The sequence below is a fragment of the Streptomyces sp. NPDC088810 genome, assembly GCF_044750305.1.
Taxonomy (GTDB): Bacteria; Actinomycetota; Actinomycetes; order Streptomycetales; family Streptomycetaceae; genus Streptomyces.
Genome location: NZ_JBIVJQ010000010.1, coordinates 275368 through 293745, shown reverse-complemented (window position 1 = coordinate 293745; position 18378 = coordinate 275368). Strand labels below are relative to the sequence as shown.

Here is an 18378-nt window from a genome sequence, read left to right as displayed (position 1 = left end):
GGCCCAGGACGTGTAAGGGGTGACCGCACGGGCGGCCACCCCTTACACCGTCACAGCCTGGCGCGCGTGGCCTCCAGCAGGCGCACGACGGACTCGTCGGCTACGCCGGCGACCTCGTCGTAGGCGTACCAGCGCAGGTCGAGGGACTCGTCGCTGATCTGCTGCACCGCGCCGGGCGGGGCCAGGACCGCGTACTGGACGTCGAAGTGCCAGTGGCACGGCGCCGGGATCGGATGCCGGTCCAGCCGCACCGGGCCGCCGGGCAGCAGCGTCAGCCCGGAGATACCGGACTCCTCCGTCGCCTCACGCAGGGCCGCCGCCGCCAGCGTCGGGTCGCCCGGCTCGCAGTGGCCGCCCATCTGCAGCCACATCCGCAGCTTCCGGTGCAGCGTGAGCAGCACCCGGCCGCGCTCCGGGTCGATCACCAGGGCGCTGGCCGTGACATGACCCGCGTGGCAGGCCTTCCACATGCCCTCCGGGTGGGCGGCCAGATGGTCCAGGTAGGCCTGGCGCAGCTCTTCCTGGCCCTCGTACCCCTTCAGGACGAGGACCGCGTCGTCGTACAGGCTCACTCGGCGCCGTCGCCCTCGGTCTCGCCGTCGTCCTTCTTGCGCAGGTCCGGCTTGCCGTGCGAACCGCTCGCCGCCTCGCCGAGCATCTTGTCCAGCTCGGAGAAGTCCAGCTGCTCGCGGTGGACGAAGCCGTCCGGGTCGTCCAGGTCGGTCGCCGTCGGCAGCATGTCCGGGTGGGCCCACAGGCCGTCCCGGCCGTCCACCCCGCGCGCGTCCGTCAGCGACGCCCACAGGCGGGAGGCGTCCCGCAGCCGGCGCGGCCGCAGCTCCAGACCGATCAGCGTGGCGAACGTCTGCTCCGCCGGGCCGCCGGTGGCGCGGCGGCGGCGCAGCGTCTCGCGCAGGGCGTCGGCGGACCCCAGACGCGGCTTCGCGGCGGCGTGGACCACCGCGTCCACCCAGCCCTCCACGAGCGCCAGAGCGGTCTCCAGACGGGCCAGGGCGGCCTTCTGCTCGGGCGTGTCCTCCGGCTGGAACATGCCCTGCTGGAGCGCGTCCTGAAGCTGCTCGGGGTTCTGCGGGTCGAACTGGCCGACCACGTCCTCCAGCTTGGCCGTGTCGACCTTGATGCCGCGCGCGTAGCCGTCGACCGCGCCGAACAGGTGCGAGCGCAGCCACGGCACGTGCGCGAACAGGCGCTGGTGGGCGGCCTCGCGCAGGGCCAGGTAGAGCCGCACCTCCTCCTGCGGCACGCTGAGGTCCTTGCCGAAGGCCTCGACGTTGGCCGGCAGCAGCGCGGCCTTGCCGGCCGGGCCCAGCGGCAGACCGATGTCGGTCGAGCCGACGACCTCGCCCGCGAGCACACCCACGGCCTGCCCGATCTGCGTGCCGAACATGGCGCCGCCCATCGAGCGCATCATGCCGATCAGCGGGCCGGCCATGGCCTGCATCTCCTCCGGCAGGACATCGCCCATGGCCGCGCCGACCCGCTCGGCGACCGGATCGACCAGCTCCTGCCAGGCAGGCAGGGTCGCCTCGACCCACTCCGCGCGCGACCAGGCCACCGCCGAGCCGGAGCCCGACGGCAGGGACGTCGCGTCGTCCAGCCACAGGTCGGCCAGGCGGACGGCCTCCTCGACCGCCTTGCGCTCGGCCGGGCCGACGCTGGCGTCCTTCGAGCCGTCCTGGGCGCCCTGCGCGACCGTCTGGCGGGCGATCTGCTTGGCCATGTCCCAGTTCACCGGCCCGCCCTCGTACGAGAGCATCTGGCCGAGCTGCTGGAACGCGGCGCCCAGGTCGGTGGGGTTCAGGGAACCGAACATGGCTGCGAGCGGGTTGTCGGCGCCGGGGCCGCCAAAGCCGCCGGCTCCGGGCAGACCGCCGAAACCGAACGGATTGGCCGGTCCCTGCCCACCACCGCTCTGCTGGTCCTTCTTCTTGCCCTCGTCGCCGTCTTCCGGCTCCTCCGGCGGAAGGCCGAAACCGAATGGGGTGTCACTCACGGGATTCCTCGGCTGGTAAGGCCACCGGTTGCGATCCGGCGGCGCGGCTGCCCGACAACACCACCCAGCGTAGACACCTGGACCCGATCGGGCCTCGGTGCTTCGCCTGCGGAAGGCCTGCGGCAGGATGGATGCACCTGGTACGTACGCGTCACTCGCGCCCGTACTGAAGACAACCGCTGGAGACGCCCGGTGAGTTCCCCAGATCCGCAGGTTCGCGCAGCGCGAAACCCCTCAACCTCTCCCGCCGTGCGCGGGCCCGTCGTCGCGGTGACCGGCGCCGCCAGCGGGGTCGGTGCCCTGCTCACCGAGCGGCTCGCCGCCTCCGAGGAGATCAAACAGGTCCTCGCCATCGACGAGCGGCGCGGCGAGTGCGCCGGCGCCCAGTGGCACATCCTCGACGTGCGCGACCCCGCCATCGCGGACAAGCTGCGCGGCGCCGACGTCGTCGTCCACCTCGCGCTCGACCTCGACCTGGAGACCGATCCGGCGGCACGCACGGCTTACAACGTCCGGGGGACCCAGACCGTCCTGACCGCCGCCGCGGCGGCCGGGGTGCACCGCGTGGTGCTGTGCACCTCGGCGATGGTCTACGGCGCGCTCCCGGACAACGAGCTGCCCCTGTCGGAGGACGCCGAGCTGCGCGCCACCGCCGAGGCGACCGGGGTCGGCGACCTGCTGGAGATCGAGCGGCTGGCGCGCCGGGCGCCGCGCGCCCATCCGGGGCTCAACGTCACCGTGGTCCGGCCGGCCGTCCTCGTCGGGGGCACCGACACCGCGCTGACCAGGTACTTCGAGTCGCCGCGGCTGCTGGTCGTGGCCGGGTCGCGGCCCGCGTGGCAGTTCTGCCACGTCGAGGACCTGTGCAGCGCCCTGGAGTACGCCGTCCTGGAGAAGGTCGAGGGGGAGCTGGCCGTCGGCTGCGACGGGTGGCTGGAGCAGGAGGAGGTCGAGGAGCTGAGCGGCATCCGGCGGATGGAGCTGCCCTCGGCGGTCGCGCTCGGCGCGGCGGCCCGGCTGCACCGCATCGGCCTCACCCCGTCCCCGGCGGGCGACCTCGCGTACACGATGTACCCCTGGGTGGTCAGCGGGAGCCGGCTGCACGACGCCGGGTGGCGGCCGAAGTGGACCAACGAGGAGGTCCTCGCCGAGCTGCTGGAGGAGGTGTCCGGACGGCACACGGTGGCCGGGCGGCGGCTGGGACGCAAGGACGCGACGGCGGCCGGCGCGGCCGGCGCGACGGTCGCCCTGCTGGGCGCGGCGGCCGTCGTACGGCGGGCCCGCAAGGCCCGGCGGCGCTGACGCGCACGGCACCGGGCCGGGGGCGGGGCGGTCACGTCGTAGGACACTCCAAAACGCCCCGCGCGCGTGCCTGGTGAATCTCGCATTCCCCGATGTCCGAGGCGTGCGGCACGATGGACGCATGGCACACACGAACGACCACCCCGGTGAGCGGGCGGCCCAGGATCCCATCAAGCTGATCGCCGTCCGTGAGACGCCGCTCTCCGTCGACGAGGTGTTCCGGGCCGTCGGGGACGACGCGGCCGGGGGCATCGCGCTGTTCGTGGGCACCGTGCGCAACCACGACGAGGGCGCCGACGTGGACGCGCTCGGCTACTCGTGCCATCCCAGCGCCGAGGCCGAGATGCGGCGGATCGCCGAGAAGGTCGTCGCGGACCACCCCGTGCGGGCACTGGCCGCCGTCCACCGGGTGGGCGACCTCCGGGTGGGGGACCTCGCCGTCGTCGTCGCCGTGGCCTGCCCGCACCGCGCGGAGGCCTTCGACGCCTGCCGCAAGCTGATCGACGACCTCAAGCACGAGGTGCCCATCTGGAAGCACCAGAAGTTCTCCGACGGCACCGAGGAGTGGGTCGGCGCCTGCTGAGACTGACCCGAACGCGTCACATCCCGCACACCAACCCCTCCGGTTGCGTAACCGGGACCCTCGCGTGAGCGTTGTCCGTGCGGATGGTTAATCTGCTGATCAGTCAGTTGCGGACGCTCATGGCCTACGGGAGGTCGGCATGGGGGTGCTTGTCTGGCTGCTGATCCCGCTGGTGGCTGCGATCGGTGGCGGGCTGTGGGGCAGTTGGGCGAACCGGACCCGGAAGGCCCGCAGCGACGGTCCTGAGCTGGACGGATACGCCCGGTTCCGGGAAGCCATGGAGAAGTCCCACACGGGTGCGCGCGGCGCGTGACGGGGGTGCCCTGACGGTGCGCTGACAGAGGCGTCCCGTACTGTCGTGGCATGCCACGCCGCACTGCGACGATGCTCGCCTCGACCCTGATGCTGATCGCGCTCCTGTGCGCGGGAGTGCTCATCCCCGTGCCGTACGCGGAGCTGTCTCCCGGCCCCACCGTGAACACGCTCGGGGAGCACGACGGCGAGCCGGTGCTGCAGATCTCCGGCCACAAGACCTATCCGACGGACGGCCACCTCAACATGACCACCGTCCGGGTCACCAGCGCCGACTACCGGATGAACCTCGTCGAGGCCGTCTACGGCTGGCTCGCGCACGACAGCAAGATCGTCCCGCACGACACGCTCTACCCGGACGGCAAGACGGAGGAGCAGTCCACCCAGGAGAACGCTGAGGAGTTCAGCCAGTCCCAGGAGAGCGCCAAGGTCGCAGCCCTGAAGGAGCTGGGCGTCCCGGTGCGGTCCTGGGTGATCGTCTCCACGGTCGTCAAGGGTTCCCCGGCCGAGGGCAGACTGCACGCCGGTGACGTGATCAAGGCCGTCGACGGCGCGGCCGTCAAGCAGCCGGCCGACGTCGCCAAGCTGGTGACCAAGCACAAGCCGGGCCAGAAGGCCGTCTTCACCGTCGTCCCGGCCAAGGAGCAGGCCGCCGCCGAGAAGGCCGACAAGACGGCGACCAGGACGCAGAACGTCACGATCACCACCGCGACCTCCGACGACAGCGGTGCCAAGCGGGCCATCGTCGGCATCTCCGCCGGGACCGACCACACCTTCCCGTTCTCCATCGACATCAAGCTCGCCGACGTCGGCGGGCCCAGCGCCGGCCTGATGTTCGCCCTCGGGATCTACGACAAGCTCACCCCGGGCGACCTCACCGGCGGCACGTTCGTCGCCGGCACCGGCACCATCGACGACAACGGCACGGTCGGCCCGATCGGCGGCGTCGAGATGAAGACCGTCGGCGCGCGCGACAAGGGCGCCCGGTACTTCCTGACCCCCGCCGACAACTGCGCCGCGGCCGCCAAGGACACCCCGGGCGGACTCACCCTGGTCAAGGTCAAGACCATCGGTGACGCGCTCGACGCGCTGAAGGACATCCGCAGCGGCGACACCGCCGCCCTGCCCCGGTGCACCACCAAGGGCTGAGCGGGCCCGGACACGGCGGGGGGCGCTCCCCGGCCACCAGGGGCGCCCCCGTCGTCGTACCGCGGGACGGGATCAGTCCGCGAAGGTCGCCGCCAGGGCGTCCGCCAGGCCCGGGACCAGGTCGGGGCCGGTCAGGACCTCCGTCGGGGAGTCCTTCTCGCGCAGCCGCAGCGCCGACTCGCGGCTGCCGTCGCGCAGCACGGCCACCGTCATCCGGACCTCCTGGCGCTCGGGGTGCTCGGCCACCCACCTCGCCAGCCCGGCCTCGTCCAGGCCGGAGGGCACCTGGGCCTCGGCGGACGGCGGCAGCATCAGGCGCTCCACGGCGAGCGCGCAGCCGGCCACCGCGTCGGGCCAGGCGATGGTGCCGAGGAACTCGTCTAGCGGCTTGCCGGACGGGATCTCGTCCTGCTCGATCGGGGTGAGACCGACGGCCTCGGACTCGTCCTGCAGGCCCAGCTGGGCCGCGAGCGACGGTTCCTGAGCCCGCAGCCGTGCGGTGTCTACGAGGGCGAAAAGGCGAGCGGGCTGGTCCCAGCCGAGGCCGGAGACGTACTCGTCGATCTCGAGTACGGCCCGGGTGAGCGGGCTCGCTGCCATGGGAGTGTTGGACATGGTCACAATCCTGCCTCGTTCAGGGCCGGAATCGGGAACCGAGTAAACCGTGAGTAAGTTGCATAGGTGTGGGCCCGCGATCACGGGGGGCCACGGCGGGCCCGCGAACCCGAGGGTCTGACGGATCGACAGCGAACTTCGAGGTGCGCACCTTGGCTTTCCAGATGCCGGACCGCGGCGGAGGCCCGACGGGGCCACGGATCAGAGCGGGCCGCCCGTCCCGGAGGGTGAGGACCCTGCTCGTGACACTGGGCGTCCTTGCCGTCCTCGGCATGGCGTTCACCATGTTCGCGGGCTTCTGGACGGACTGGCTGTGGTACCGGTCGGTGCACTACTCGTCCGTGTTCACCACCACCCTGTCGACCAAGATCGGGCTGTTCTTCGTCTTCGGCCTGCTGATGGCGGTCGCGGTCGGCCTCAACATCTGGCTCGCGCACCGGCTGCGGCCCCCGCTCAGCGCCATGTCCACGGAGCAGCAGAGCCTCGACCGCTACCGCATGGCCATCGCGCCGTACAAGAAGTGGCTGCTGCTCGCCGTCACCGCGCTGGTCGGGCTGATCGCGGGCGCCTCCGCGTCGAGCCAGTGGCGGACCTGGCTGATGTGGGTGAACGGCGTGCCCTTCCACGAGAAGGACCCGCAGTTCCACCTGGACGTCTCCTTCTACGCCTTCGACCTGCCCTGGTACCGCTTCCTGCTGGGCTTCGGCTTCGCCGCCGCGATCCTGTGCCTGATCGCCGCCGCGCTCACCCACTACCTGTACGGCGGGCTGCGCGTCACCAGCCCGGGCGCGCGCGCCACCGCCGCCGCGACCGGACACCTCTCGGTGCTGCTCGGCATCTTCGTGGCCCTCAAGGCGGTCGCCTACTGGCTCGACCGGTACGGCCTCGCGGTCAAGTCCAGCGACTTCAAGGCGACCGACAACTGGACGGGCCTGCGCTACGTCGACGCCAACGCCTATCTGCCGGCCAAGACGATTCTGTTCTGCATCGCCGTCATCTGCGCGCTGCTGTTCTTCGCCACCCTGTGGCGGCGCACCTGGCAGCTGCCCGTCATCGGCTTCGGCCTGATGGTCCTGTCGGCGATCCTGATCGGCGGCCTGTACCCGGCCATCGTGCAGAAGTTCCAGGTCCAGCCGAACGAGCAGGCCAAGGAGGCGCCGTACGTCCAGAAGAACCTGAAGGCGACCCGCCAGGCGTACGGCATCGACGACGCCAAGGTCACCGAGTACGCGGGCAAGTCCACGACCTCGGACAAGACCAAGCTGCGCGACCAGGTCGGCGCCACGGCCAGCATCCGCATCATGGACCCCAACGTCGTCTCGCCGACGTTCCAGCAGCTCCAGCAGATCAAGGCCTACTACGGGTTCCCGACCAACCTCGACGTCGACCGGTACCCCAAGGACGGCAAGGAGCAGGACACCGTCGTCGGCCTGCGGGAGCTGAACCTGGACGGCATCCCGAAGAACAACTGGATCAACGACCACTTCCGTTACACGCACGGCTTCGGCGTGGTGGCCGCCAAGGGCACCGAGGCCGACTCCGAGGGCCGGCCGGTCTTCACCGAGAAGAACCTGCCGTCCCAGGGTGACCTGGGGACCTACGAGCAGCGGATCTACTACGGCGAGAAGACCACCGCGTACTCGATCGTCGGAGGCCCCCAGAAGGAGGTCGACTACTCCGACAACGAGCGGGAGATGACCACCAGCTACCAGGGCCACAGCGGGGTCAACCTCGACAACCCGGTCAACCGGGCGGCGTACGCGGTGGCGTTCAACGAGCCGCAGATCCTCTACTCGGGCGCGATCGGCAAGGGCTCGCGGATGCTGTACAACCGCACCCCCAAGGAGCGCGTGGAGGCGGTCGCCCCCTGGCTGACCATCGACGGCGACGCGTACCCGGCGGTCGTCAACCACCGCATCCAGTGGATCGTCGACGCCTACACGACGTCGAACGGCTACCCGTACTCCTCGCGCACGACCCTCGGTGACACGACGGCAGACTCGCTGACCGCGACGAACAACTCGCGCGCGGTGGTGGCCCAGCAGAACCAGGTCAACTACATCCGCAACTCGGTGAAGGCGACCGTCGACGCGTACACCGGCGAGGTCAAGCTCTACCAGTGGGACACTAAGGACCCGGTGCTGAAGACCTGGATGAAGGCCTTCCCCGACACGGTGGAGCCGCGCGACGCGATCTCCGCGGAGCTGATGGACCATCTGCGCTACCCGCAGGACCTGTTCAAGGTGCAGCGCGAGCTGCTCACCCGCTACCACGTGACGGACGCGCAGACCTTCCTCACCGGCAGCGAGGTGTGGGAGGTCCCGGACGACCCGACCAACAACTCGGGCAGCGCGGTGCCGCCGTACTACCTGAGCATGAAGATGCCGGGCCAGAGCGACCAGGCCTTCTCCCTGACCACGACGTTCACGCCCAACCGGCGTGACAACCTCAGCGCTTTCATGGCCGTCGACTCCGATCCGCGCACCGACGACTACGGCAGGATCAGAGTCCTGAAGCTGCCGACGAACACGACCGTCGACGGCCCCAAACAGGTCCAGAGCCAGTTCAACTCCGAATCGGCCATCGCCGAGACCATCAGCCTCCTCAGCCGCGGTCACTCCAAGGTCGAGTACGGAAATCTGCTGACCGTGCCACTGGACGGGGGCCTGCTGTACGCGGAGCCCGTCTACGTCCGCGGTGGTTCGCTCAAGTACCCGTTGCTGAGGAAGGTTCTGGTCACCTACGAGGGCAAGACCGCCTTCAAGGACACCCTGGACGAGGCCCTCAACGAGGTGTTCGGGGTGAAGAGTTCGACCAGACCACCGGAGACCGGCACGAAGAACCCGCCCAATACCGGCAACCCGACGGTCAGGCAGGCGCTGGAGGACGCCCAGAAGGCCTTCGACGCCGGGCAGCAGGCGCTGAAGGACGGGCCGGACTGGGACGCGTACGCCAAGGCGCAGAAGGATCTCCAGGACGCGCTGAAGCGGGCCGAGGACGCACAGTCCAAGACCGACCGCTGATCAAGATGCCTCCGCGCCGTGGTACGGTTGACCTGCAACGGCGCGGGGTGGAGCAGCTCGGTAGCTCGCTGGGCTCATAACCCAGAGGTCGCAGGTTCAAATCCTGTCCCCGCTACTGAAGTCGAAGGCCCGGATCCAACAAGGATCCGGGCCTTCGTGGTGTGCGAACTCATGTACTGGGGGGAGGGACGGCCGCGCCGCAGTGGGTAGTTGGGTGGTGTGTGTTTGACTTGTCTCCCTGTGGGCATGTCGACAAAACGCTGAAGTGACCTCACGGGCTGCGGTATACCGGGTGTACCCAGGTTGCAGGTGGTGCGACGATGGACGTTATGGGGGACAAGGCAACTCTGTTCGAGACAGGGCGATTTGTGCAGCCTTCCGGTACGGAGCCGGCCCGCGACGAGATGGTGGACCTGGGGGAGGCCGCCGAGGAGGAGATGCGCCTCGCGCTCGCCGCGCAGAGCGGCGACGCCGAGGCGGCCAGCGTCCTCGGGGCCATGCTGCTGCGCCGTGGCGACCTCGACGGAGCCGAACCCCACCTGCGCGCGGCCACCGCGGCCGGTGACCGGGCCGCCGCCAACAACCTGGGCGTCCTGCTGCACCAGCGCGGTTACCCCGAGGAGGCGGCCGGCTGGTGGCGGATCGCCGCCGTGGCCGGTTCCGCCGCCGCCGCGCACGCGCTGGGCCGCCACCACCGCGAGCGCGGGGACGAGCCGGCCGCCGAGTACTGGCTGCGCCAGTCCGCCGAGCAGGGCCATGTCCTGGGCGCCTACGCGCTCGCCGACCTGCTGGAGCACCGCGGGGACGTCGGCGCCGAGCACTGGATGCGGGCCGCCGCCGAGCGCGGGCACCGCGAGGCCGCCTACCGGCTGGCGCGCGCCCTCGACCGCACGGCCGGACCGGGGGAGGAGGCCGCGACCGACAACGCTGTCGCGGAGGCCGAGCAGTGGTACCGGCAGGCCGCCGCGCGCGGCCACCGGCGGGCCGCGCTGCACCTCGGAGCGATCCTGGAGAAGCGCGGCGAACTGAAGGAGGCCGGGCGCTGGTACCTGACCTCCGCCAAGGACGGCGAGCCCCGGGCCGCCTGTGCGCTCGGCTTCCTGCTGCGCGACGCCGGGGACACCGAGAGCGCCGCCGTGTGGTGGCTGCGCGCCGCCCAGGAGGGCGACGGCAACGCGGCCAACGCGCTGGGCGCGCTGCACGCCGAGCGCGGCGAGACCCAGACCGCCGAACGCTGGTACCGGGCCGCGCTGGACGCCGGTGACGACAACGGCGCCTACAACCTCGGGCTGCTCTGCGCGGAGCAGGGGCGGACCGCCCAGGCCGAGCAGTGGTACCGGCGGGCCGCCTACGCCGGGCACCGCGAGGCCGCGAACGCGCTGGCCATCCTGCTGCTCCAGGGCGGCGACACGACCGGGGCGGAGCCGTGGTTCTCCAAGGCCGCCGAGGCCGGCAGCGTGGACGCCGCGTTCAACCTCGGCATCCTCTACGCCGGGCGCGGCGAGGACGAGACGGCGCTGCGCTGGTACGAGCGGGCGGCTGCCGCCGGGCACGCCGAGGCGGCGCTGCAGGTCGGGATCGCCCGGCTGCGCGAGGGCGACGAGCAGGAGGCCGAACGGCATCTGCGCTGTGCGGCGGGCGGCGGCAGCGCGGAGGGCGCATACCGGCTGGCCGCCCTGCTCGACGCGCGCCGGCCGCCGGAGCCCGCGCACGAGCTGGGCGAGACCGTGCAGGAGAAGACCGAGTGCGAGGAGTGGTACGAGCGTGCCGCCTCGCAGGGGCACCGGCGGGCGCAGGTCCGGGTCGGCATGCTCGCGGCGGCCCGGGGTGACGTGGTGGAGGCCGCGCGGTGGTACCGGGCGGCGGCCGAGGCCGGCTCGCGCAACGGCGCCTTCAACCTGGGGCTGCTGCTCGCCCGCGAGGGCAGCGAGCCGGAGGCGGCGGTGTGGTGGACCCGGGCAGCGGACGCCGGGCACGGTCGGGCGGCGCTGCGGCTGGCCCTGGTCTACGCGCGTCGCGGGGAGCTGGCCGAGGGTCAGCGGTGGGCCGACCGTGCGGTGGCGCTGGGGCCGCCGGAGGTGGCCGAGCGGGCGGGGCGACTGCGGGACGCGCTGCGCGAAGAGCTCTCGGCGTGAGCCGCCGGGAAAGCGATTTGCGTCCCGGCGTCGACGTCACGTAGTGTCGTGTTCACCGACGCGGGGTGGAGCAGCTCGGTAGCTCGCTGGGCTCATAACCCAGAGGTCGCAGGTTCAAATCCTGTCCCCGCTACTGAAGGCCGAGGGCCGGAATCCAGAAATGGGTTCCGGCCCTCGGTTTTTGTGCGTGCACGAGAAGAGCCCCGGCGGTTGCCGGGGCTCTTCTCATGGAAACGGGGTGCTACGCGCTCGCGCAGTTCGGGCACAGCCCGCGGTACGTCACCTCGACGTCCGAGACCGTGAAGCCGAAGCGCTCGGTGTCGGGGAGGTCGGCGAGGGGGTTGCCGGTGGGGTGGACGTCGCGGATCGCGCCGCACCGGGCGCAGACCAGGTGGTGGTGCGGGCGGTGCGCGTTCGGGTCGTACCGCTTGGCGCGCCTGTCCGTGGTGACTTCCAGCACCTCGCCGAGCGAGACCAGCTCGCCCAGGGTGTTGTAGACGGTCGCCCGGGAGATCTCGGGCAGCTTCGCGACGGCCCGTGCATGGACCTCGTCCGCCGTCAGGTGGACGTGCTCGCCGTTCAGGACCTCGGCCACCACGCGCCGCTGCGCGGTCATCCGCCATCCGCGTCCACGCAGCCGTTCCAGAAGGTCGCTCATGGCCACCAGCCTAACAGGAGAGTCACCAGATCGGGAACGGGTGTGACTTTGGATCGCTGTTTGACTTAGACAAAGTCCATTGTAGGATCGAGAACGGCTTTGGCCACAGGACAGGACTAGTCAGTGATGACGCAGGAGGCGCACGTGACGCAGGGACCGCTCACCACGGAGGCCGGGGCCCCGGTCGCCGACAACCAGAACAGCGAGACGGCGGGCGTCGGCGGGCCGGTCCTGGTCCAGGACCAGCTGCTGCTGGAGAAGCTGGCCCACTTCAACCGGGAGCGGATCCCGGAGCGCGTGGTGCACGCCCGCGGCGCCGGCGCGTACGGCACCTTCACCGTGACCGCCGACGTCACGCCGTACACGCGCGCCGCGTTCCTCTCCGAGGTCGGCAAGCAGACCGAGGTGTTCCTGCGCTTCTCGACCGTGGCCGGCAACCTCGGCGCGGCGGACGCCGTCCGGGACCCGCGGGGCTTCGCGCTGAAGTTCTACACCGAGGAGGGCAACTACGACCTCGTCGGCAACAACACCCCGGTCTTCTTCATCCGGGACGCGATCAAGTTCCCGGACTTCATCCACACCCAGAAGCGCGACCCGTACACCGGCAGCACCGAGGCCGACAACGTGTGGGACTTCTGGTCGCTGTCGCCGGAGTCGACCCACCAGGTGACCTGGCTCTTCGGTGACCGCGGCATCCCGGCGTCGTACCGCCACATGGACGGCTTCGGCTCGCACACCTACCAGTGGAACAACGCTGCCGGCGAGGTCTTCTGGGTCAAGTACCACTTCAAGACCGATCAGGGGATCAAGAACCTCACCGCCGAGGAGGCCGAGGTCCTCGCGGGCAAGGACCCCGACTCCCACCAGCGCGACCTGCGCCAGGCGATCGAGCGCGGCGAGTTCCCGAGCTGGACCGTGGGCGTGCAGATCATGCCGGCGGCGGACGCGGCGACGTACCGCTTCAACCCGTTCGACCTGACCAAGGTGTGGCCGCACGCGGACTACCCGGTCACCGAGATCGGCAAGCTGGAGCTGAACCGCAACCCGCAGAACGTCTTCGCCGAGGTCGAGCAGTCGATCTTCTCCCCGGCGCACTTCGTGCCCGGCATCGGCCCGTCCCCGGACAAGATGCTCCAGGGCCGGCTCTTCGCGTACGGCGACGCGCACCGCTACCGCGTCGGCATCAACGCCGACCACCTGCCGGTGAACCGCCCGCACGCCACCGAGGCGCGCACCAACTCCCGGGACGGCTTCCTCTACGACGGCCGGCACGGTGGTGCGAAGAACTACGAGCCGAACAGCTTCGGCGGGCCGCAGCAGACCGGCCGTGCGCTGTGGCAGCCGTTCGACGGCTTCACCGGCGGCACGGGCAACCACCCGACGCCCGTGCACGCCGAGGACGACGACTTCGTGCAGGCGGGCAACCTCTACCGGCTGATGTCGGAGGAGGAGAAGGAACGGCTCGTCGCCAACCTGGCGGGGGCGATCTCCCAGGTGTCCCGCGAGGACATCGTCGAGCGCGCGATCGGCAACTTCCGCAACGCCGACGCCGACTTCGGCAAGCGGCTGGAGGCGGCGGTGCAGGCGCTGCGCGGCTGAGCCGGCCGCCTTTGCGGCCGGGCGGGCCGGACCCCACGGTGCTCTGGGGTCCGGCCCGCTTCGTGCGTTCAGGGCACGGGGGTGGGCTCGCGGGCAGGGACCCAGCTGCGGATGATGTCGCGGACCGAGACGATCCCGGCGACGTCACCGCGGTCGAGGACGACCAGGTGCCGGAAGCCGCCGTGCGCCATGGCGCGGGCCGCTTCCTCCAGGGTCCAGGTCGGGGCGGCGAAGACGACGTCGGTGGTGGTGTGGGCGTGGGTGCGTTCCGTGTCCGGGTTCTGGCCCAGGCCGACGGAGTTGAGGATGTCGCGTTCGGTGAGGATGCCGATGCCGCCGGCGTCCGGGTCGAGGACCACGGCCGCGCCGACGCGGCGGGCGGACATCAGGGCTGCTGCCTGGCGCAGGGTGTGGGCGGGGCCGAGGGTGAGAATCACCGAGCTCATGGCGTCACGGACGAGCATGGACGGGCCACCTCCTTGGAACCCGTGCTTGGTTCACGGATTCACAAATTCACAAGTGGGAGTGGGCTCAGAGTGCCAGGTAAAGGAAGGGTCAACAAGAGGGAGCGCGACGCGAGTTGAGGGCGTGCGTGGGTTTCCCCGTGCCTCAGCGGCGCTGGTCGAGATACCCCAGCAACTCGTCGTGCAGCAGGCCGTTGGACGCCGCCGCGTTGCCGCTGTGCGGCCCCGGGCGGCCGTCGAGGCCGGTGAAGGTGCCGCCCGCCTCCGTCACGATGATCGCGTTCGCGGCCATGTCCCACAGGGACAGCTCGGGCTCAGCGCAGATGTCGACGGATCCCTCGGCGACCATCATGTACGGCCAGAAGTCGCCGTACGCGCGCGTGCGCCACACCTGGCGGGTGAGGTCCAGGAAGCCGTCCAGGCGGCCCTGCTCCTCCCAGCCGGACAGCGAGGAGTACGCGAAGGAGGCGTCCGCGAGCTTGCCGACGCGGGAGGCGTGGATGCGGGTCGCGGAGGTGAGGTTGCGGCCGGTGAAGGCGCCGTGGCCCTTCGCGGCCCACCAGCGGCGGCCGAGGGCGGGGGCGGAGACGAGGCCGACGACGGACTCGTAGCCGTCCTCGCCCGCCTCCATCAGGGAGATCAGCGTCGCCCAGACGGGCACACCGCGGACGTAGTTCTTGGTGCCGTCGATCGGGTCGATCACCCAGCGGCGGGGGCCGGTGCCCTCGATGCCGTACTCCTCGCCGAGGACGGCGTCCCTGGGGCGGGCGCGCTGGAGCTGGCCGCGGATGAGTTCTTCCGCCGCCTTGTCCGCTTCGCTCACCGGGGTCATGTCCGGCTTCGTCTCCACTTTCAGGTCGAGAGCCTTGAAGCGGGCCGTGGTGGCGGCGTCGGCCGCGTCCGCGAGGACGTGGGCGAGGCGGAGGTCGTCCAGGTAGTCGGGCATGCAACGAACGGTATCCGCCGTGGCCGGTACGGGGCCACAGGGGCCTCGGCGACACGGCTGCGGCCGAACAACCCCCGTACTTGCCCGCGAACCCTTGACAGTGCATACAAGGGCGTCAAATCTGGGCGCAATGTCGCTGTGGTCCAGGGAGGCGTGGATGCCTGCTGCCCGGGAATCGCTGTTGGACGCCGCCTCCACGGCGCTGACGCGCCGGCCGTGGTCGGCGGTGCGGATGGTCGACGTGGCGGCGTCGGCGGGCGTGTCCCGGCAGACCCTGTACAACGAGTTCGGCAGCAAGGACGGCCTGGCCCGGGCGCTGGTGCTGCGGGAGGCCGACGGGTACCTCGCCGGTGTCGAGCGGGCCCTGGCCGGCTCCGCCGAGGCGCGCACCCGGCTGACCGCCACCGCCGAGTGGACGGCGGCCGCCGCCCGGGACAACGCGCTGGTCCGGGCGATCCTCACCGGCTGCTGGACCGAGCGGCTGCCGAGCCCGCCGCTCACCGCCGTACCCTCCACCTCCCCGGTGCCGGCGCAGCGCCGGGCGGACGGGCCGCTGCCGGCGCCCCGCGACTTCGTGCGGATCGTGAGGGACCGCGCGGCGACCGCGCTGGCCGGTCCCGGCGCCGCCCCGGCCGACACCGCGGAGCTGCTGCGCTCGTGCGAACTGGTCGTCCGCCTCGCCCTGTCCTGCGTCGCGGCACCGCCGGGGGAGGGCGGGATGGAGGAGCTGGTGCGGGCGGTGCTCCCGCGGCACCTGGTGTGACGGCCGCCGGGACGGGCTGCCCGAGCCGGGGGCGACAACGCCGATCAGTGGGCGGAGCCCGACAGCTGCAGCCCGATCACCCCGACGATGACCAGGCTGATGGAGACGATCTTCAGGGTGGAGACCAGGTCACCGAGGAAGACCATGCCGTAGATCGCGGTGCCCGCCGCGCCGATGCCGGTCCACACGGCGTAGGCGGGGCCGACGTCCAGTTTCTTCAGGGACAGGGTGAGCAGACCGAAGCTGCCCAGAGCGAACGACGCGAAGGCGATCGTCGGCCACAGGCGCGTGAACCCGTGCGAGAGCTTCAGGCACACGGCGAAGCCGGTCTCCAGAATCCCGGCCACTATGACCAGCAGCCACGCCATGTGCGGTCCTCCCGTTGGGTCCGGATCTCCGGCTCGGTGCGATTATGCACTTACCGAACCGGCACCACCCCAAACAACGCCAGCCTCAGTCGCCTTCCTTGCGTTCCCGGGTGGCCAGCAGCCGGCGCAGCGAGTACAGCCGCGCCCGGTCCGCGTGACCCTTCTCGACCCACGCGTCCAGCGCGCAGTCCGGCTCGTCGTGGCTGCACGCGCGCGGGCAGCCCTCCGTGCCCGGTTCGAGGTCCGGGAAAGCGTGGATCACCCGCGACGGATCGATGTGCGCGAGCCCGAAGGAACGGATGCCCGGGGTGTCGACGACCCAGCCGTCCGCGCCGGCCAGCGGCAGCGCCAGGGCGGAGGTGGTGGTGTGCCGGCCGCGGCCCGTCACCGCGTTGACATGACCCGTCAGACGCCGGCGCTCCTGCGGCACCAGCGCGTTGACCAGCGTCGTCTTGCCGACGCCCGAGTGCCCCACGAACGCGGTGATCTTGCCGGCCAGGTGCTCGCGCACCCGGTCCGCCGCACCGCCGCTCTCCAGCTCCTCCCGGCTGGTGACGACGTAGGGGATGTCCAGGTCGCCGTACAGCTCCAGCAGCTTGTCCGGCGGGGCCAGGTCCGACTTGGTCAGCACCAGCAGCGGCTCCAGGCCGCCGTCGTAGGCCGCGACCAGGCAGCGGTCGATCAGCCGGGGCCGCGGCTCCGGGTCGGCCAGGGCCGTCACGATCGCCAGCTGGTCGGCGTTGGCGACGACCACCCGCTCGTAGGGATCGTCGTCGTCGGCGGTACGGCGCAGCACCGACGACCGCTCCGCGATGCGGACGATCCGCGCGAGGGTGTCCTTCTTGCCGGACAGGTCACCGACCAGGGCCACCCGGTCGCCCACCACGGCCGCCTTGCGGCCCAGTTCCCGGGCCTTCATTGCCAGGACGGCCCGGTCCTCCACCAGGCAGGTCAGCCGCCCCCGGTCGACGGTGAGGACCATGCCCTCGGCCGCGTCCTCGTGCTTGGGCCGGATGTTCGTCCGCGGCCGGTTGCCCTTGCGGTTGGGACGGCTGCGGATGTCGTCCTCGTCGGTGTGCTTGCCGTAACGGCGCATGACTCAAGTCCCTACTGCCCGAGCATCCCGGTCCACAGCTCGGGGAAGTCCGGCAGGGTCTTCGCCGTCGTCGCCACGTTCTCGATCCGCACGCCCGGCACGGTGAGGCCGATGACCGCGCCGGCGGTCGCCATGCGGTGGTCCTCGTAGGTGTGGAACACCCCGCCGTGCAGCGGGCGCGGGCGGATGTGCAGGCCGTCGGCCGTCTCCGTGACGTCACCGCCCAGCTCGTTGATCTCCTTGGTGAGCGCGGCCAGCCGGTCCGTCTCGTGCAGCCGCAGGTGGGCCACGCCCCGCAGGGTCGACGGCGAGTCGGCGAGCGCGGCCACCGCCGCGATCCCGGGCGTCAGCTCGCCCACGTCACCCAGGTCCACGTCGATGCCGTGGATCGCCCCGGAACCGCTGAACTCCAGCCCGTACTCGGTGAGTTCGCAGGAACCGCCCATCTCGGTGAAGATCTCCCGCAGCCGGTCACCCGGCTGGGTGGTGCGGGCCGGCCAGTCCGGGATCAGCACCCTGCCGCCGGTGACCAGCGCCGCCGCCAGGAACGGCTGCGCGTTGGACAGGTCCGGCTCGATCGTCAGGTCCCGGCCGAGCAGCGCGCCCGGCGTCACCCGCCACACGTTTGGCTCGCCGCCCGACTCCGGGGTGTCCACCTGGACGCCGACCGCGCGCAGCATGTCCACCGTCATCCGGATGTGCGGCATCGAGGGCAGCGTCGCCCCGGTGTGCCGGACCTCCACCCCCTGGTTGAAGCGTGGGCCGGACAGCAGCAGCGCGGAGACGAACTGGGACGAGGAGGAGGCGTCGACCGACACCGGGCCGCCGTCCAGGGCCCCGCCGCCGTGCACGGTCAGCGGCAGCGCGCCCCGGCCGTCGTCGTCGATCCGGGCGCCGAGCACCCGCAGCGCGTCGATCACACCGTTGAGCGGACGCTCGTACGACCGCGGGTCCCCGTCGAACCGGATGGGACCGTCGGCCAGCGCGGCCACCGGCGGCAGGAACCGCATCACCGTGCCGGCGTTGCCGACGTCGACCGTGGCCGGGCCGCGCAGCTCCGCGGGCAGCACCCGCCAGGCCTCACCGGTGCCGTCCGGGCCGACCCCCTCCTCGATCTCCACACCCAGGGCCCTGAGGGCCCCGGCCATCAGCAGGGTGTCCCGGGACCGCAGCGGGCGGCGCAGCCAGCCGGGCTCGGAGGCCAGGGCGGCCAGGACCAGGGCGCGGTTGGTGACCGACTTGGACCCCGGCACGTGGACCGTCGCGTCGACGGCTCCGCTCGCGTGCGGGGCGGGCCAGAGGGCGGTGGAGGAGGTGTTCGGGGCCATGGGGCCACTTTATAAGGAGGGCC

General features: G+C 71.5%; 17 protein-coding genes and 2 tRNA genes. 10 read left to right on the top strand and 9 right to left on the bottom strand.

Going from position 1 to position 18378, the window contains the following annotated elements:
• Window positions 1-50: 50 nt before the first annotated feature.
• Window positions 51-572, bottom strand: coding sequence for an NUDIX hydrolase (locus tag ACIP4Y_RS29225; RefSeq protein WP_401398719.1), 522 nt, complete (start codon window positions 570-572; stop codon window positions 51-53).
• Window positions 569-2014, bottom strand: a complete 1446-nt coding sequence (locus tag ACIP4Y_RS29220; RefSeq protein ID WP_401398718.1) for a zinc-dependent metalloprotease — start codon at window positions 2012-2014, stop codon at window positions 569-571. The genes ACIP4Y_RS29225 and ACIP4Y_RS29220 overlap by 4 nt, the downstream gene beginning before the upstream one ends.
• Window positions 2015-2206: 192 nt before the next feature.
• Here ACIP4Y_RS29220 and ACIP4Y_RS29215 point away from each other — a divergent pair, with 192 nt between their 5' ends.
• From ACIP4Y_RS29215 to ACIP4Y_RS29200, 4 genes are all read left to right on the top strand, one after another.
• Window positions 2207-3316, top strand: a complete 1110-nt coding sequence (locus ACIP4Y_RS29215) for an SDR family oxidoreductase (RefSeq protein ID WP_401398717.1) — start codon at window positions 2207-2209, stop codon at window positions 3314-3316.
• A 121-nt stretch (window positions 3317-3437) separates the two neighbouring features.
• Window positions 3438-3899, top strand: coding sequence for a molybdenum cofactor biosynthesis protein MoaE (locus ACIP4Y_RS29210; protein ID WP_358647752.1), 462 nt, complete (start codon window positions 3438-3440; stop codon window positions 3897-3899).
• A gap of 139 nt (window positions 3900-4038) precedes the next feature.
• The gene (locus ACIP4Y_RS29205) at window positions 4039-4212 is read left to right on the top strand and encodes a hypothetical protein (protein WP_358647750.1); all 174 of its coding nucleotides are present in this window, start codon (window positions 4039-4041) and stop codon (window positions 4210-4212) included.
• Window positions 4213-4262: 50 nt separating this feature from the next.
• Window positions 4263-5360 carry a PDZ domain-containing protein gene (locus ACIP4Y_RS29200; RefSeq protein ID WP_401398716.1) on the top strand — a complete coding sequence of 366 codons (1098 nt, stop codon included), beginning with the start codon at window positions 4263-4265 and terminating at the stop codon, window positions 5358-5360.
• Window positions 5361-5432: 72 nt separating this feature from the next.
• Here ACIP4Y_RS29200 and ACIP4Y_RS29195 read toward each other — a convergent pair whose 3' ends face one another.
• Window positions 5433-5975 (bottom strand): PPA1309 family protein, encoded by a 543-nt coding sequence (locus ACIP4Y_RS29195; protein WP_401398715.1) that lies wholly within the window; start codon window positions 5973-5975, stop codon window positions 5433-5435.
• Between the two features lie 164 nt (window positions 5976-6139).
• Here ACIP4Y_RS29195 and ACIP4Y_RS29190 point away from each other — a divergent pair, with 164 nt between their 5' ends.
• The 4 genes from ACIP4Y_RS29190 to ACIP4Y_RS29175 all read left to right on the top strand — a co-directional run bounded on the left by ACIP4Y_RS29190 (window position 6140) and on the right by ACIP4Y_RS29175 (window position 11266).
• Entirely contained in the window at window positions 6140-8998 is a 2859-nt protein-coding gene (locus ACIP4Y_RS29190; protein WP_401398745.1) for a UPF0182 family protein, read from the top strand.
• A 41-nt stretch (window positions 8999-9039) separates the two neighbouring features.
• Window positions 9040-9113 (top strand) — tRNA-Met (locus ACIP4Y_RS29185).
• A 205-nt stretch (window positions 9114-9318) separates the two neighbouring features.
• Window positions 9319-11133 (top strand): tetratricopeptide repeat protein, encoded by a 1815-nt coding sequence (locus ACIP4Y_RS29180; protein ID WP_401398714.1) that lies wholly within the window; start codon window positions 9319-9321, stop codon window positions 11131-11133.
• Window positions 11134-11192: 59 nt separating this feature from the next.
• Window positions 11193-11266, top strand: a tRNA-Met gene (locus tag ACIP4Y_RS29175).
• A gap of 108 nt (window positions 11267-11374) precedes the next feature.
• Here ACIP4Y_RS29175 and ACIP4Y_RS29170 read toward each other — a convergent pair.
• Window positions 11375-11791 carry a Fur family transcriptional regulator gene (locus ACIP4Y_RS29170; protein ID WP_358647742.1) on the bottom strand — a complete coding sequence of 139 codons (417 nt, stop codon included), beginning with the start codon at window positions 11789-11791 and terminating at the stop codon, window positions 11375-11377.
• A 144-nt stretch (window positions 11792-11935) separates the two neighbouring features.
• Between ACIP4Y_RS29170 and ACIP4Y_RS29165 the strand changes: the two genes are divergently transcribed.
• Entirely contained in the window at window positions 11936-13390 is a 1455-nt protein-coding gene (locus tag ACIP4Y_RS29165; RefSeq protein WP_401398713.1) for a catalase, read from the top strand.
• Between the two features lie 68 nt (window positions 13391-13458).
• On the opposite strand, the gene ACIP4Y_RS29160 is transcribed toward ACIP4Y_RS29165, so the two are convergent.
• Window positions 13459-13854 carry a cyclic nucleotide-binding/CBS domain-containing protein gene (locus tag ACIP4Y_RS29160; RefSeq protein ID WP_401398712.1) on the bottom strand — a complete coding sequence of 132 codons (396 nt, stop codon included), beginning with the start codon at window positions 13852-13854 and terminating at the stop codon, window positions 13459-13461.
• Window positions 13855-13999: 145 nt separating this feature from the next.
• On the bottom strand, window positions 14000-14800 hold the full coding sequence (hisN, locus tag ACIP4Y_RS29155) for a histidinol-phosphatase (RefSeq protein WP_401398711.1): 801 nt from the start codon (window positions 14798-14800) through the stop codon (window positions 14000-14002).
• Window positions 14801-14957: 157 nt separating this feature from the next.
• Here hisN and ACIP4Y_RS29150 point away from each other — a divergent pair, with 157 nt between their 5' ends.
• Window positions 14958-15563 (top strand): helix-turn-helix domain-containing protein, encoded by a 606-nt coding sequence (locus ACIP4Y_RS29150; protein ID WP_358644058.1) that lies wholly within the window; start codon window positions 14958-14960, stop codon window positions 15561-15563.
• A 44-nt stretch (window positions 15564-15607) separates the two neighbouring features.
• Here ACIP4Y_RS29150 and ACIP4Y_RS29145 read toward each other — a convergent pair whose 3' ends face one another.
• The 3 genes from ACIP4Y_RS29145 to aroA all read right to left on the bottom strand — a co-directional run bounded on the left by ACIP4Y_RS29145 (window position 15608) and on the right by aroA (window position 18355).
• Window positions 15608-15931 (bottom strand): multidrug efflux SMR transporter, encoded by a 324-nt coding sequence (locus ACIP4Y_RS29145; RefSeq protein ID WP_030787784.1) that lies wholly within the window; start codon window positions 15929-15931, stop codon window positions 15608-15610.
• Window positions 15932-16016: 85 nt separating this feature from the next.
• Window positions 16017-17027, bottom strand: a complete 1011-nt coding sequence (gene rsgA, locus ACIP4Y_RS29140) for a ribosome small subunit-dependent GTPase A (protein ID WP_401398710.1) — start codon at window positions 17025-17027, stop codon at window positions 16017-16019.
• 11 nt (window positions 17028-17038) lie between these two features.
• Window positions 17039-18355, bottom strand: coding sequence for a 3-phosphoshikimate 1-carboxyvinyltransferase (aroA, locus tag ACIP4Y_RS29135; RefSeq protein ID WP_401398709.1), 1317 nt, complete (start codon window positions 18353-18355; stop codon window positions 17039-17041).
• Between the last annotated feature and the right edge of the window lie 23 nt (window positions 18356-18378).